We start from the raw sequence: 16448 nt of genomic DNA on the forward strand, positions 1-16448 counted from the left end.
CTTATCTGTTTAAAATTCGATATATGTTGATTGCCGATTAATTTTTGATTCTAATGTTTAAACATATATTAATACAATAAATTATTTTTCAATTTATCAATATTTAAATGCATTCGGTTAATCAAAAAATTTTGAATGGATCCATACTCATTTTCTATTTCGTTTAATGCGCTTTCTAAATAATCCGGTATGACTGTATACAAATATTTGTTGGATGGATTTTGTTCAATCAACGGATGGTATTTATCCGCCAGATAATCATTGGATGCTAAATAATCTTTTAAAATAATATCTTTAGGAATATCTAGAGCATATAGCAACAATGCGGTAGCCAATCCGGTGCGATCTTTCCCTGCTGAACAATGAAAAAGGAGCGGTAATTTTTCTTGATCTAGTATATAGGTAAAAAATTCTTCGTATGCGTTTAAATATTTATCTTCTGTAACTAAAAGTTTGTATAAATGCTTCATAGCATTTATTACATCATTTTTGCTCGTATGAATACTTTTAGCATATGCTTTTAAACGACCGGGTTCAATACACAAATAGTAATGATTTTTAACTTCTGCAGGAATTTTGTCGGGTAAGGCCTTATATTCTTCTTCGCATCTGAAATCAACTAAAGTAATTATAGGAATACTGGATAAATATAGTAAATCATTATGAGTTAGATTATATAAATCGTCTGTTCTAAATAATTTCCCCCATTTAATTCGTTTTCCGTCTTTAGATTCTAAACCTCCTAAATCCCTAAAATTATATCCTCCTTCCATCGGAAGGTGTGTTTCCGCAAGTATAGCCGATCCTTCCGAAGTCTCTAATTTAAAATAACTTCTTTTGGATGGTAATATATATAAGGGATAAGTTCCGTAATCTTTACCTTGCGCGATCGGTTTTTTAGTATCAATAGTTTGAACTGAATCGCCTGAATATAATTTCCATTCTCCCGAAATATTTATATTTAAATAAGCTGATTTTGTATGCTTTTCTCGTATAATTTTACATCTTTTTAGAATGTCAATAGGGTTATCTGAATTTTCTTTTTCTTTAGTCATACCTGCAATCATACTAATTTTTGGATTATATTACTTATTAAAAACTTAAATCACATCAAATTTATTGCCATAAAAATTATTGAAATAATCTATATTTTAATTATTTGTAAAAGAATACTAATTAAAGTAGGTCTTTTTAATATCTTTGCAGGTAAAATAATAATTTACTATACGAATTCAGGAATACTACGTTTTAATTTATCGGATTGATTTTAAAATTTATTTTAAAATCATGACTTTCTAAGAAAATAAAATATCTATATATAATGTATGTTTAAGTACTAAAAAATAATAAAGGTATAACTATGGTTTCAATACATGAATGGTGGACAATTTTTAAACAACAATTTTATCAAATTTCTTTTTTAGAAGCCATAGGAGTTGCTTTTGGTATAGCGGAAGCTTTATTCGCCAAATATAATAAGGTTTGGTTGTATCCTTGCGGAATACTTAATATACTCATAACCATGTATGTTTATTGGGATTTTCGTTTATACGCGGAAATTTTATTGCAAGTATATTATTTTGTAATGAGTATATACGGATGGTTTTTATGGACAAGTAAAACTAAGAATAGTAGTACGGTAAGTTTATGTACTGTAAACGATAGATTAATCGCATGTTGCATCGTGATATTTTCATGGTTTCTTTTATATTTTTTCTTAACGAATTATACTAATTCAGATGTTCCTATATGGGACTCATTGGTGAGCGCATTTGCTTGGGCCGGTATGTGGCTATTAGCAAAAAGAAAACTGGATAATTGGATTTGTTTAAATATTAGTAATTTTATAGCCGTTCCGTTATTACTTCATAAAGGACTTTTATTATATTCTCTTTTAACTATATTTTTATTTATCATCGCAATTTTTGGATATTTAGATTGGAAAAAAATTATTAATTCACAAAAGTTAAAAAATTAGAACATAAAATAATGTGGACATTACTTATAGGGATTTCATCCGGTTTTTTAGCAGGGACTTTAATTAAAGGTCGAGGTTTTGGATGTTTTGGAAATTTAATGGTTGGTATTTTAGGTAGTTTTTTAGGAAATTGGCTATTTAAACATCTTCAAATACCGGTTAATGAAAATGATAAAACTCTTATGTTGGCTATGTCCACTCTTGGCGCTATTTTCCTTTTAGCATTGGTGTCAATCTTTACTAAAAGATAAAAAGCCATCTAAATTAGACGGCTTTTTATTAAATCTTTATACTGATTTATTTACTAGATTCAAATAATTCTGAAACCTTATCCCAGTTTACCACGTTAAAGAAAGCACTAATGTAGTCTGCTCTTCTGTTTTGATAGTTAAGATAGTAAGCATGCTCCCAAACATCTAACCCTAGAATAGGAGTTCCTGATGCACCTACTCCCGGCATTAAAGGATTGTCTTGATTTGCCGTTGAGCCAATACTTAATTTTCCATTATTGGATAACAACCAAGCCCATCCGGATCCGAATCTTCCGGCTGCTGCTTTTGAAAATTCCTCTTTGAAAGCATCAAAAGATCCAAAAGATTCGTTGATTGCTGCAGCTAAATTTCCTTCCGGTTTACCTTTACCATTAGGGGTTAACCATTCCCAAAATAAACAATGGTTCAAATAACCACCGCCATTATTTCTTATAGGGGTTTTATCAAAACCTTTAATTATAATTTGTTCTATAGGTAAATTTTCAAGTTCTGTACCGGCGATTGCATTATTTAAATTTGTAGTATAAGTACCATGATGTTTCGTATAATGGATTTCCATGGTTTTTGCATCGATATAAGGCTCTAGCGCATTGTATGCATACGGTAATTTTGGTAATTCAAATGCCATATTCTTTTTTTTAATTAAAAATTAAACTTAACTTAAATTTATTAAACAAATCTAGTGAATTTAAGAGTAAGTATGCGGTAAAGGCATTAAATTATTTAATAAAGATATTTGAAATTAATATGTAAACAAATATTTATTGTTTTATTGAAATAAAAAATATTCAGATTATTAGAAAAGATTTATCTGTTCACCATCTGTACCGGAGTTTCCATCTTGAGAATCTTTAGGTTCAGTTGGGGCGTCTTCAGTTTCAGCATTGGCATTTGCTTCATTTTCCTCTTCGGAAGGTTCTTCTGTAATGGTTATCTTTTTTATTTTTTCTTTGGAAATTTGATTTCCTTGTGCCTTAATTCCTTTAATAGCTATAAAGTCTTCTAAATTAATGGTTTCCGGACTTTTATCTTTTCCAAAATTGATTTCAGCAATTAATTTCCATCCGGTTCCAACCCATTCTATAAAAGATCTTGGATTTTCTGAGATAAAAAATACTTGCGGATTCAAGGTATCATCTAATAAGAAGCGTTTAATATAATAAATGGATTTATCTCCGTCGTAATATATACAACATACCGGTTTTTCCGGATTCCATTTTTCAAGTACTAAAAATTCATCATCAAAATGATTTAGGAGATCAAAAGTATGAAGTTTTGCAATTCCGGTAGAAGAGAGGGTAACTATTTTATCGGCTCCTTTAAAAGCACCTAAATATTTGCCGCGGCCTTCAACGTTTAAACGTTGTACCGATTCATCAAACCAAATTTTTCTAGGGGCTAAAGTAGAAATACCTGATTCTTTTAATTCAATTTTCTTTATATAATTTTTTGATACCAAATTTCCTTTAGAGCTTCTTCCTTTAATGGCTAATTCTGAAAAATCAATGTCAAACTTTAATTTTTTAAGTCTTTGGCTGGGTTTAAGGAAAATGGTAACTGATTCCGCTTCACCATTGGGATTCGCAGTAAAATATTGGACTTCTGAACCTTTAGCTGTAGAGGCTAAATTATATTCTTTATCTCTGGTTATGGAAGTAACCGGAAATCTTTTCATATACCAAGGACCTAGTTTACCTTCACGATAGATCATGTTGTAAATAGTACGGGTATCATTTTTCTTCCAAATTCCTACATGAATGATGTTTTTTCCTACAAAAGTTTTAGCATCTGCTTTAGTAACCAGCATTACCCCGTCTTTTCTAAACACAATTATATCATCTATATCCGAACAGTCAAAAAGGTATTCATCCTTTTTAAGGGAATATCCAATAAATCCTTCTTCGCGATTGACATAGAATTTAATATTTGCAACTGCAACTTTTGCTGCGTCGATTGTATCAAATGTTCGAATTTCGGTTTTTCGTTCTTTATTTTTTCCGTATTTTTTCTTTATATTGGTAAAGTATTCAATTGCATATTGGATTAAATGATCTAAATGGTGTTTTACTTCTTTTATTTTTCCATCTAATGCTGCAATATTTTCCTCTGCTTTATCCAGGTCAAATCGGGTAATTCTTTTAATGCGTATTTCAGTTAACTTATTAATATCGTCTTCGGAAACTTCTCTAATCAAATGGCCGGTAAAAGGTTTTAATCCGTCATCAATAGTAGAAATCACATCTTCCCACTTATCAAGTTCTTCAATTTGATGGTAGATCCTGTTTTCGATAAATATTTTTTCTAACGAAGCAAAATGCCATTGTTCCTGCAATTCGCCGAGTTCAATCTCTAATTCTTGTTTAAGAAGATTTACAGTATGATTGGTATTTCTTCTTAATATTTCAGAAACACTTAAAAATTCCGGTTTGTCTACATTGATGACACATGCATTCGGAGAAATTGAAATTTCGCAATCTGTGAATGCATATAAAGCATCAATCATCTTGTCCGGAGAGACATCGTTAGGTAAGTGTATTAAAATTTCAACTTCAGAAGCGGTATTATCTTCAACTTTTTTTATTTTAATTTTTCCCTTCTCATTGGCTTTAAGAATACTGTCTATAAGAGAACCTGTATTAGTTCCATACGGAATTTCATTTATTAAAAGAAGTCCTTTTTCCGGATTTGAAATTCTGGCTCGAGCTCTTATTTTTCCTCCGCGTTCTCCGTCATTATAATTCGCAACGTCAATTAAACCGCCTGTTTGGAAATCAGGATATAAGGTAAATGGTTTTCCTTTTAAAATCGCAATAGATGCATCGATTAATTCTAAAAAATTATGTGGTAAGATCTTAGTAGATAAACCCACGGCAATACCTTCCACTCCTTGAGATAAAAGTAAAGGAAATTTTATAGGAAGGTTTTCAGGCTCTTTATTCCGTCCATCATAAGATGGTTTCCAAACCGTAGTTTTAGGATTAAAGACAACTTCCAAAGCAAAAGGAGTTAATCTGGATTCAATATAACGGGCAGCAGCTGCTCCGTCTCCTGTATATATATTACCCCAGTTTCCTTGGGTATCAATTAATAGTTCTTTTTGTCCTATTTGAACGATAGCATCAGTAATAGCAGCGTCTCCATGGGGGTGGTATTTCATGGTATTACCCACCACATTGGCAACTTTATTATACCGGCCATCTTCCAATTCCCTCATTGAGTGAAGGATTCTTTTTTGAACCGGTTTTAAACCGTCGAAGATGGATGGAATAGCCCTTTCAAGAATGACATAAGAAGCATAATCTAAAAACCAATTCTGGTACATACCAGATATTTTTTGAATAGTTTCAGTGTTTTGATTATTTTTATTTACGTTTTCTTGATTGTCTTCGTTCATTATTAGTTTAAAAGTGTTTTTTTATGCTTGTGTAAAATTTTATTGATATATTTCCTTTTTATTTTCGCTAATTACTTTATTGAGAGAAATTCGTATATCTCTAATCTGTCGGGAATCTAGATAAGATATATCAAAATTCACTTTAGATTGTCCGGAACTTACTCGTTTGCTTGATATGTAAATTTCTAAAACTTTTTTGAATAATGGTTTATTTTTAATTACAAATTTAATAAGTTTTCTTTTAGGAAAGTCAGATAATGATTCTTTAACCATAAAAGCAATCGGAAGAGATTTTTCATTTTGAAATATTAATGTTTCTCCGTCACTGTCATACCTAAAGAAAGGACAACCTAAATAGGCCAAATAAACAAGTACTAACAGACTCATTAATAAAACAAATTCATCTCCTCTGCCAAATGCAGGCACATTTAAGTAGATAAATACAAAGCTGGTAAAAAAAATGATCAATATTACAATGTTAATAATTGCAATTTTACTTTTAGTTTTTGGATTTTGAAATTTCATAAAATAGTAGCTTTTAAGTCATTATTCATATTTAATTTTGTTTATATCACTAAAAGGTATCTATTACTAAATTATTAATTATAAATTCTTGCCTGGTTTGTGTATTTTTTCCCATGTAAAAGTCCAATAGTTCTTCAATAGAAGTATTTTTACTTAACATTACGGGTTCTAATTTTATATCTTTACCGATAAAATTTTTAAATTCGTCAGGAGATATTTCTCCCAACCCTTTAAAACGAGTTATTTCGGGATTTTTTCCTAATTCTTGAATTGCTTTAATTCGCTCTTCATCAGTATAACAATACCGTGTTTCTTTTTTATTTCTAACCCTGAATAAAGGGGTTTGGAGAATATATAAATGTCCGTTCTTTATTAAATCAGGGAAAAATTGTAAGAAAAAAGTTATCATAAGCAAACGGATGTGCATTCCGTCAACGTCGGCATCAGTTGCGATAACTACATTATTATAACGTAAATCTTCTAAGCTTATTTCAATATTTAAAGCAGATTGAAGTAAATTAAATTCTTCGTTCTCATAAACTATTTTTTTGGTTAATCCATAGCTATTCAATGGTTTTCCACGAAGGCTGAATACCGCTTGGGTTTCCACGTCTCTACTTTTAGTTATGGATCCGGAGGCTGAATCACCTTCCGTAATAAATATAGTAGATTCTAATTTTCTTTGAGACTTCTGATCATTGTAATGTTGACGACAATCTCTTAATTTTTTATTGTGTAAACTTACTTTTTTTGCTCTTTCTCTTGCTAGTTTTTGAATGCCGGAAAGTTCTTTCCTTTCTTTTTCAGATATTATAATTTTTCTTTGAAGAGCATCCGCCACTTCCGGATTTTTATGTAAAAAATTATCTAAATGTTTTTTAAGAAAATCATTCATAAAAGTTCGAATCGTGGGTAAATCGGGGCCCATTTCACTACTTCCCAATTTAGTTTTAGTTTGCGATTCAAAAACCGGTTCAATAATTTTAATTGAAACCGCAGCTATTATGGATTTTCTAATATCAGATGCATCGTAGTTTTTATTATAAAATTCACGTATGGTTTTCACGAAGGCTTCTTTAAAAGCATTGAGATGTGTTCCTCCTTGTGTAGTATGTTGACCGTTTACAAAGGAAAAATAAGCTTCTGATTGAGAACGTTCGCTGTGAGTGAAAGCTACTTCAATATCTTCATCTTTTAAATGGATGATAGGATAAATCGTTTCTCCTTCAATATTATCTTGAAGTAAGTCTTGCAATCCATTTTCAGAATAGTATTCTTCTCCATTAAAGAAAATTTTCAGTCCGGGATTAAGATAGACATAGTTTTTAAGCATTTTGTCTATATATTCTTTCCTAAACTTGAAGTTTCCGAATATGGAAGAATCAGGTTCAAAAGAAATTTCGGTACCTTTTCTTTCTTTGGATTCTGTTTCAGGGCTTTCGTATGTCAGTACACCTTTTGAAAATTCAGCATATCGTGAAACTCCGTCACGTACGGATTTAACCTTAAAATAGGAGGATAATGCATTTACAGCTTTTGTACCCACTCCATTCAATCCTACAGATTTTTTAAAGGCTCTGGAATCATATTTTCCTCCCGTGTTCATTTTAGAAACGGCATCAACCATTTTTCCTAAAGGAATACCTCTTCCGTAATCTCGTATTTTTATTATGGTATTATCAAGGGAAAGATCAATTTTTTTTCCTGCTCCCATAACATATTCATCGATGGAATTATCGATTATTTCTTTTAAGAGAATATAGATACCATCATCCGGGGAAGATCCGTCACCTAATTTTCCAATATACATTCCCGGACGGATACGAATATGCTCCTGCCATTCGAGGGTTTTTATATTATCCTCGGTATATTGAGTACTTTGATTCATCTTCTTCCAACTAAATATGTGCAAAAATACGATTTTTCATTTATAAAAAAAATCATACACAAATTGTATATTGTATATGATTTTGTAATAGGGTAGACCACTGATCTACCTCTTGTATTTTTAAAATAAATTATAGATTGTCTTTTTCCAATTTTTTAATTTCGTTTAAATTTTTCTTTAATTTTTTTAGTAATATTCCATAAATTAATAAATAGTAGGCGATAATTATTAAAAATAAAATTATGCAAATGATAATAAAAACAAATATATTTTCAGGATAAGAGAAATTAAGTCTTATTTGATCAATATTTAAAATATCTGTAGAATTGAATCCTCGTCCCAATCTTTTTCCATACATAAATTCATAAAAGCCGGTTAAAATAAGTATTAATACACCCAGCAAAATATTAATACAAATGAACCAATTAACGCTTTTTCTAAATCTTAATATATTATTGATTAAATCTTTGGTTGAATACAGGAGATTGATTTTTTTATAGCATCTGTAAAAATAAAATATAAATCCAATGGAAGTTATAAGATTAAAATAGATGAGCAATCTGCTAATGTGGTAGTTACGAATGTAAACTTTTAGAGCTTCTCCTCCCAGATTGGGCATAATAAGGTTCATATCCGCTGCTGTAAACAGGAGAGAGGTCATTAAAATTATAAATTCAATAACACTTATGATTACAATGTATTTTACATTATTACGCGATTTTTTATTAAGCATCAATATTAATTCTGCCTGAGAATATTGATTGGTCTCACTTTGCTTTTGCCAAGATTTTTTTAGACTGTCTATATCCAATTCATTCTTCATTTTTGTTCATTATTTCTTTTAATTTGGTTTTCACGCGATTCATCTTTACCCGAGCATTAACTTCTGTAATACCCAAAGTCTCGGAAATTTCTCTGTAAGATAAATCTTCTAAATATAGCAACACTAAAGCTCGTTCTATTTCAGAAAGTTTTTTAATAGCCTCATAAAGCCTGTTGATTTGTTCTTGCTTTTCACTAAAATCATCATTTTCAGATATTTTATATAAGGTGTTATCTATTTCTTGGGTATTGATGGTTTTAGTTGATTTTCTAAAAAGAGTGATAGCCGTATTTAGTGCAACTCTATACATCCAAGTAGTGAATTTAGAATTTCCTTGAAAACTTTTATAGGATTTCCAAAGTTGTAATAGAATTTCTTGAAATAAATCTTGAGAATCTTCTTCATTGTTTGTATAAATTCGGCAAACTTTATGAATGATTCCCTGATTTTTTTCAATTAATTTCGAAAATTCTAATTCGATTTTTTTCACAGGTTTAGTTATTAAATTATAAGTAATTACATTAAAAATTTTGTTACATAAATAGAATTTGGATTATTTTAATCGGGGATTAATTTTCCAGGATTCATAATATTTTTAGGGTCAAGGGCTTTTTTTATGTTTTTTTGGATTTGCAAATTAGCCTTTGAAAAAACTATAGGCAAGAATGTTTTTTGAAGCAATCCAATGCCATGTTCTCCTGAAATTGTTCCCCCAAGAGAATGGATATACTCAAATAATTCAAAAAGCATAGCGTGGATAACCGGATTATTATACGAATTTTTATATTTCGGATGATTGAATCGTATATGTAGATTTCCATCTCCTGCGTGACCGTAACAAACTACTTTACATTCATTTTTTTCAGCTAATTGATGAGCAAATTTTATCAAATTAGGTAATTCAGCTCTTGGTACAACCGTATCTTCTTCAATAGTATACCCGTTTGATTTTACAATTTCAGCAACTTTTCTTCTTAATTCCCATAAACGGTTTTTATCTGTTTCATTGTCAGCAAAGTAAATTTCTTCTGTCGGAAACGGTTCAACAACCGCTATGGTTTGTTCAAGTAATGGTAATAATTCTTCTTGAGAATTTCCGTCGAAATTTATTAATAAATGAGCTTGTACATTTTCCTGTAAAATAATAGAATTTTCATCTAAATGCAATAAGGTTTGTTCCAAAGCATTTCTTTCCATAAGTTCAAGTGAACAGGGTAGTAAACCGCTTTTAAAAATTTCCGTTACAGCCTTTGCCGAATCCTCTAAATTGTGGAAAGGAATAAGCAGAGTAATATCAGTTTTGGGTTTTGTAAGAACTTTTAAAACGGCTTTGGTAACTATACCTAATGTACCTTCACTACCAATAAACAATTGGGTTAAATTATACCCCGTTGAATTTTTAAGCGTATTAGCACCTGTCCATATAATTTCTCCATTGGGGAGAACTACTTCTAAATTCAATACAGAAGCAGAAGTGACTCCGTATTTCACCGCTCGTAATCCTCCTGCATTAGTAGCAATATTTCCTCCTATATAGGAACTGCCCCAACTCGAAGGATCAGGACCGTAAAATAAACCGTATGGTTCTAAGGCTTGTTGAAGTTGATAATTGATAACTCCTGCTTCAACAACAGCCTGGTAGTTCTGAATATCGATTTTAATAATTTTATTAAGTCTTTCCATGGATAAAACAATTCCTCCATGTATAGGTAAAGCTCCTCCCATTAGTCCGGTACCCCCGGATCTAGTTGTAATAGGTATCGTCTTTTCATTGCAGAATTTAACTATTTGAGAAATTTCTTCCGAATTTTCAGGTTTAACAACCAACAAAGGTTTAAAACTTAAATTTTCGGTATGATCATAAGAATAAAATTCAAGACTTTGTTCATCGTAGAAACAATGTTCAGGTCCTAATAATTCAACAAAAAAATCAATATATTCAGGCATAAAGTTAAAATTCAATGCAAAAATACTAATTTGATAACAGAATTTACTAGATTATTCACTACAAATGGTCGAGTAGTTTTTATATTTGTATTTATGTTTTCAAAAAGATTTATACTTCTTATAATTTTACTTTTACTAAGTTGTATATTCTTATTTCTTATTAATTTATTGACCGGATTTGAAAATATTTCTTTATACGATCTTTTTTTTACTCAAGAAGAAACTAAAAAATTAATTATATCGTATCGATTTAACAGGACGGTAGCTGTAGTATTAGCAGGGATATCATTACCCGTTAGCGGATTTTTACTACAAGAACTTTTTAAAAATCCTTTAGCAGAACCTTCTGTCTTAGGAATTACATCTGCTTCAGCTTTAGCTGTAGCATTGCTTATTTTTTTAGGTGGAGGACTTTTCTTTCTTCAATATCAATGGCTAGAAGGTTGGTTACTTATCATAAGTGCTTTTACGGGTGCCTTGCTTACTTCACTCCTGTTATTGTTTATATCCAAAGAAATTAAGAATATTTCCACATTTATTATTATTGGTTTTCTTTTATCCTCTTTTTGTGGGTCATTAATCAGTACTTTACAATTTTACTCACAATCTGAATCTCTGAAACAATACGTATATTGGTCTTTTGGTTCATTTGAAGGATTATCAGGAAATCAAATTTCAGTTTTTACAATTTGCACGATACTGGGACTACTTCCGGCTTTTATGTCGGTAAAAAAATTAATAGGTTATCTCATGGGAGAAGAGTATGCAAAGGTTTTAGGAGTGAATATGGCGAAGCTTAAAATTAATATTCTGATAGCCGTCTGCTTACTCACGGGAAGTACAACCGCTATGCTTGGACCGATTGTATTTGTAGGTATTATTATTCCGCATTTTTGCAGACAAATTTGGAATCCTTCCGCACTTTGGGCTCAAATTAATTTAAATATTTTAATAGGCAGCGGATTTATGTTATTGGTAAGTCTTATTATGAGTTATACGCAATTGCCTGTAAATATACTTTCCTCTTTGATAGGTGTACCAACAATATTATTTATAATTTTAAAAGACAGATTTAAAAATTAATCCTTTGGAAACAAACAGTAATTCTATACTTGAATTTCATAATCTATCCATAGGTTATCAATCGCCAGTTCTCTCGGGGATAAATGCTACCATGAAAAAAGGAGAAATTATACTTTTGACTGGAAAAAACGGAAGTGGAAAGACAACATTATTAAAATCCATTTATGGTGAACTTCCTTTGCTTGAGGGCTCAATAAAAATTGAGGGTAAAAATATTTCTGAAATCTCACCCCTAGAAACAGGAAAATATCTTGCGGTAGTTCTTTCTAAAATCGCTGTCAGCCCCTCTCTACGGGTTTTTGATTTAGTGGCTTTAGGTAGATATCCTTATAAAAAATGGTATCAAAGTCTTACAAAAAAAGAAATTGAAGCGATTGACGATATACTGCACCTGTTGAATCTTAGCCGATATAGAGAATATAATATAACTAAACTTTCGGATGGTAATCTTCAAAAGGTAATGATTGCCAGAGCTTTAGTTCAAAATTGTCCAATATTAATTTTAGATGAACCTACCTCACATTTAGATATAGCTAATAAATTAGAAATCATGAAAATAATTAAAATGTACGCCCACGATCAGGGTAAATCTATTTTATTTACTTCTCATGATTTATCTTTAGGCCTTGCTGTAGCAGACCGATTATGGTTTATACAAGATGATTTGTTACATACAGGTTTTACAGAAGATATTGCTAACAGATATAACTTATATGATTATTTTGTAAACGATACGATACGTTTTGATTATCAAGCCAATGAATATAATTTTTTCAAATCTGATACTTCTAAAACGGTACGAGTAGATTCCAATTCACAATCTGCATACTGGTTAAAAAAAGCTTTGGTAAAAAATAATTTTGTTATTTCCGATCAAGCATCCATCCAGATTTTAGAAAAAGATTCCGTATTTTATCTTCTTGATAAGAATCAAAATGAATATAGTTTTACATCCATAGAAAATCTTATCAATTTCCTGAAATTAAAAAAAAGTTAAGCAATTAATTTAATTAACCACATAATAGGATAAAAATAAAGCAATAGCTGTAGCTGAAATTACACCGATTAAACCCGGTATCATAAAACTATGGTTAAGAATATATTTTCCGATATGGGTTGTTCCTGTTCTATCAAAATTTATGGTCGCTAAATCTGATGGATAAAAAGCAAAAAAGAAATAAGCATAAGATGCAGGGATACATCCGATTAAAATGGATACAGGTATATGTAGCATAAATCCAATGGGCATCATAACTAATATTGTGGCTGCTTGACTTTTTAAAAACATAGACACACAGAACATGGCTATAGCAAATGTCCAGGGACGTTCTTTCACCATATCACTTATTAAAGATAATAAATAAGATTCATTATTTTTTATTACGGTTTCACTCATCCAAGCTATTCCAAAAATCATAATTACAGCAATCATTCCCGCATTAAAAACCTTAGTATCCGATATAGATTTAGCTTTAACTCCCGTTATTAAGACTATAATAGCACCGACTCCTAACATGATAAATTGCAATACGCTGGTCATTGGAATAGTTTTACCGTTATTTTTTGGTAAAATTGAATCCGGGAATAAAGCAATTAAGATGATAAATAGGATGCCAATAAAGAATAAGCTTAGTGATATTTTAGCATCTTTTGAAGGTTTAGTACTTTCAGATCTTTCTAAATCGCCTACTATATAGGCTTTCATATCAGGATCTTCCATTTTCTTTAAAAATGCAGGATCTTTATCGAGATCTTTTCCTCTATTTAAACTCCAAGTTGCAGCTAACATCACCCCCAAAAAACAAGAAGGAGCGGTAACTAATAAAATGTCAATTAAGTTTATGGTAACTCCGGCTTTATAGGCTACACCGATCATAGCAGCTGTTGCTGCTGCTATAGGACTGGCTGTAATTCCCATTTGACTAGCTATGGAAGCTACCGCCATAGGTCGTTCGGGTCTAATTTTTTGTTTAAAAGATACATCGTAAATAACCGGTAATAATGGATATACAGCATGACCGGTTCCTACAAGCATGGTTAAAAAGAAAGTGGATAAAGGAGCTAAATAGACAATATATTTTGGATTTTTACGTAAAATTCTTTCCGCAAAACTCACCAACATACCAAGTGCACCGGTGGCCTCTAAGGTTGAGGAAGCAGTAACTACGGCAAGTATTATAAGCATTACATCAATGGGAGGTAATCCGGGAGAATCCCTGAATAATAAAACTAATATGGCCACTCCAAATCCCCCTAATAAACCTAAGGAAACTCCACCTTTTTTTATACCAAAATAAATAACGATTAATAATAGCCCTAATTGTGTGATAAATTTTAGAGGGGCGTTATTTTCATTCGTTGCATTCGAATTAGAAATGGTTTCTTTTTTAGTTTCCTCTGATTTTATTTCATTAGAATTTGCAGAAGCTTTTTGATTTACCTGAGCTGTTGAGGCAGTTGCAAGTAAACTTACATTCTGAGATGTAATAAAAATCGGCGTGAATAAGATGAAAGTTATCAATATAATATAAATGTTTTTCATATAACTCCTTTTTCAAGGATAAAACTAGATAATTTATCATTTTTTATTTATATGATTTTTAACATGTATATATATAATATAATCTAACATGCTGATAATGTGATCGAAAAGTAAAAAGTTAACTATTAATTTATTTTAATTATAAATAAGTTAATGATTAGTTAAAATAATAAACCTAATTATAATTGACTGACAGCATCTGATAATTGTTTTAAAGCAACTTCAAGTACAGATCGAGGACATCCGACGTTCATCCTCATAAATCCCGTACCTTCCTTACCAAACATAGCTCCATCATTTAATGCTAAACGAGCTTTCTCTATAAAAAACGAATTCAATTCTTTTTGAGATAATTTTAATTCTCTACAATCCAGCCATATAAGAAAAGATGCTTCCGGTATGATTACTTTGATTTTTGAACAGTTTGATTTTAGGAATTGGTCTACATATTTAGTATTTTCTTCAATGTACTTTTTTAATTGATTCATCCATTCTTCCCCTTTTTCATACGCAATTTGTATGGCAAGATAGGCAAATATACTTCCTTGATTCAATTCATTGCTAACCAAATATTTATGATAACGCTCTCTTAAATTTTTGTTTTTAATAATGGAGTAGGAGGTAACCAAACCGGCTATATTGAACGTTTTGGAAGGTGCACTAAGGGTAATGCTGTTTAGTTCTGCTTCTTCTGAAACTGTTGCAAAAGGAACATGCTTATTTCCAAATAAAACCAAGTCAGAGTGTATCTCATCTGAGATAACCAGAACTTTATTTTTATAGCAAATTTCAGCAAGTTTTTTCAACTCATCTCGACTCCAAACTCTGCCTCCGGGATTGTGGGGATTCGAGAGTAATAAAATTTTACATTTGGTAGTCATTAATTTTTCCAAACCCTCAAAATCCATTCTGTATTGATCTCCTTCTAAAAGTAAGGGGTTGGTTACCACTTCTCTGTCATGTAATTGGGTTATAATGCGAAAAGGATGATAAACGGGCGGTTGAATTATAATTTGGTCTCCTTTTTCTGAAAAGACATCTATAGCAAAAGCAATTCCTTTGACTACTCCGGGTAAATAACTAATCTCTTCTTTGCTTACTTTCCATTGATGTTGTTTCCATTGCCAATTACAGATTGATTGATAGTATTCATTGGAAACATAAGGATATCCAAAAATTCCGTTTTTTGACCTTTCAACCATAGCATCAACAAGTTCCTTTGGAGATTGAAAATCCATATCTGCAACCCAAAGAGGGATAAGATCATCTCTTCCAAATCTTTCTTTAAGTACTCCAAATTTAAGTGAATCTGTATTTTTTCTATCTATGATTTGATCAAAATTATAATTGCCCATTTCCGAATAATATTTACACAAAAATATGAGTTTTATTTAAATGAAGAAGTTGATTTTTTGTATAAAATTTTATATTACTTATTTGTTATTCAGAACAATAAAATAGTTTTATATAATTTTTAGCTTACCTTTGCAACTGCTAATTTGAAGAATTATGAAATTAAGGTATTTATTTATTTTTGTTATTATACTACTGAATGGTAGTCTTTTTTTTACTAATCCGGACAAAGAAATGCACCAAGCATTTATTAAAGATAAATTAACGTCCATTATGGATCAGAAAATGGGGGATGAACTAAATGAAAACAAAGATCCCAATCTTAAATTTTTAGCTGAATTTAGTAAGAATATTATTCCTGTCATCAGTGATAAGATCGTTACTTACATGATGGATACTCATATACGAAGAGAAAATTATTATCTGTTTTCTACCATTCAAATCTTATATCATGATCAATGGAAAACTATTGGATTAGGAATATTTGATAAAATGTTCTTATTTCCTAAAGTAGAGGAAGAAATTCAAAAAGTAGATTTTAAGAAAGAATTTAATAAACTATTGCAAAATAATCGTTAATATCAATATGATTTTAAATTGTTTAGAAGAGAAAAAATTAATGTAGAATCTATTTTTTATTATT

The 16448-nt window shown here is 30.6% G+C and carries 15 protein-coding genes; 5 read left to right on the top strand and 10 right to left on the bottom strand.

What is annotated here, in order from left to right; translation table 11 throughout:
• Window positions 1-68: 68 nt before the first annotated feature.
• Window positions 69-1067 (bottom strand): tyrosine-protein phosphatase, encoded by a 999-nt coding sequence (locus tag J3U20_RS00105; RefSeq protein WP_160543192.1) that lies wholly within the window; start codon window positions 1065-1067, stop codon window positions 69-71.
• A gap of 293 nt (window positions 1068-1360) precedes the next feature.
• On the opposite strand from J3U20_RS00105, the gene pnuC reads away from it, so the two are divergent.
• Window positions 1361-1978, top strand: coding sequence for a nicotinamide riboside transporter PnuC (gene pnuC / locus J3U20_RS00110; RefSeq protein ID WP_160543191.1), 618 nt, complete (start codon window positions 1361-1363; stop codon window positions 1976-1978).
• Window positions 1979-1989: 11 nt separating this feature from the next.
• The gene (locus tag J3U20_RS00115; RefSeq protein ID WP_160543190.1) at window positions 1990-2229 is read left to right on the top strand and encodes a GlsB/YeaQ/YmgE family stress response membrane protein; all 240 of its coding nucleotides are present in this window, start codon (window positions 1990-1992) and stop codon (window positions 2227-2229) included.
• Between the two features lie 46 nt (window positions 2230-2275).
• On the opposite strand, the gene J3U20_RS00120 is transcribed toward J3U20_RS00115, so the two are convergent.
• The 7 genes from J3U20_RS00120 to J3U20_RS00150 all read right to left on the bottom strand — a co-directional run bounded on the left by J3U20_RS00120 (window position 2276) and on the right by J3U20_RS00150 (window position 10827).
• Window positions 2276-2878, bottom strand: a complete 603-nt coding sequence (locus J3U20_RS00120) for a superoxide dismutase (protein ID WP_160543189.1) — start codon at window positions 2876-2878, stop codon at window positions 2276-2278.
• Between the two features lie 168 nt (window positions 2879-3046).
• The gene (locus J3U20_RS00125; protein ID WP_160543188.1) at window positions 3047-5644 is read right to left on the bottom strand and encodes a DNA gyrase/topoisomerase IV subunit A; all 2598 of its coding nucleotides are present in this window, start codon (window positions 5642-5644) and stop codon (window positions 3047-3049) included.
• Window positions 5645-5683: 39 nt separating this feature from the next.
• Entirely contained in the window at window positions 5684-6169 is a 486-nt protein-coding gene (locus J3U20_RS00130) for a hypothetical protein (RefSeq protein WP_160543187.1), read from the bottom strand.
• 49 nt (window positions 6170-6218) lie between these two features.
• The gene (locus J3U20_RS00135; RefSeq protein ID WP_160543186.1) at window positions 6219-8057 is read right to left on the bottom strand and encodes a DNA topoisomerase IV subunit B; all 1839 of its coding nucleotides are present in this window, start codon (window positions 8055-8057) and stop codon (window positions 6219-6221) included.
• Window positions 8058-8187: 130 nt separating this feature from the next.
• Window positions 8188-8880 (bottom strand): hypothetical protein, encoded by a 693-nt coding sequence (locus tag J3U20_RS00140; protein ID WP_160543185.1) that lies wholly within the window; start codon window positions 8878-8880, stop codon window positions 8188-8190.
• Window positions 8870-9370 carry an RNA polymerase sigma factor gene (locus tag J3U20_RS00145; RefSeq protein ID WP_160543184.1) on the bottom strand — a complete coding sequence of 167 codons (501 nt, stop codon included), beginning with the start codon at window positions 9368-9370 and terminating at the stop codon, window positions 8870-8872. The genes J3U20_RS00140 and J3U20_RS00145 overlap by 11 nt, the downstream gene beginning before the upstream one ends.
• Window positions 9371-9438: 68 nt before the next feature.
• Window positions 9439-10827: an FAD-binding oxidoreductase gene (locus J3U20_RS00150; RefSeq protein WP_160543183.1), complete on the bottom strand. Its 1389-nt coding sequence runs from the start codon at window positions 10825-10827 to the stop codon at window positions 9439-9441.
• A gap of 30 nt (window positions 10828-10857) precedes the next feature.
• On the opposite strand from J3U20_RS00150, the gene J3U20_RS00155 reads away from it, so the two are divergent.
• Both J3U20_RS00155 and J3U20_RS00160 read left to right on the top strand, forming a co-directional pair.
• Complete coding sequence (locus J3U20_RS00155) at window positions 10858-11910, top strand: FecCD family ABC transporter permease (RefSeq protein WP_221411253.1); 1053 nt, start codon at window positions 10858-10860, stop codon at window positions 11908-11910.
• 4 nt (window positions 11911-11914) lie between these two features.
• Window positions 11915-12907: an ABC transporter ATP-binding protein gene (locus tag J3U20_RS00160; RefSeq protein ID WP_160543181.1), complete on the top strand. Its 993-nt coding sequence runs from the start codon at window positions 11915-11917 to the stop codon at window positions 12905-12907.
• Between the two features lie 9 nt (window positions 12908-12916).
• On the opposite strand, the gene J3U20_RS00165 is transcribed toward J3U20_RS00160, so the two are convergent.
• Window positions 12917-14452, bottom strand: a complete 1536-nt coding sequence (locus J3U20_RS00165; protein ID WP_160543180.1) for an anaerobic C4-dicarboxylate transporter — start codon at window positions 14450-14452, stop codon at window positions 12917-12919.
• A gap of 179 nt (window positions 14453-14631) precedes the next feature.
• Window positions 14632-15807, bottom strand: a complete 1176-nt coding sequence (locus J3U20_RS00170; RefSeq protein ID WP_160543179.1) for a MalY/PatB family protein — start codon at window positions 15805-15807, stop codon at window positions 14632-14634.
• A gap of 154 nt (window positions 15808-15961) precedes the next feature.
• Here J3U20_RS00170 and J3U20_RS00175 point away from each other — a divergent pair, with 154 nt between their 5' ends.
• Window positions 15962-16384, top strand: a complete 423-nt coding sequence (locus J3U20_RS00175; protein WP_160543178.1) for a DUF4359 domain-containing protein — start codon at window positions 15962-15964, stop codon at window positions 16382-16384.
• Window positions 16385-16448: the final 64 nt, after the last annotated feature.

The organism is Apibacter sp. B3919 (genome assembly GCF_026537405.1).
Classification (GTDB): Bacteria; Bacteroidota; Bacteroidia; order Flavobacteriales; family Weeksellaceae; genus Apibacter.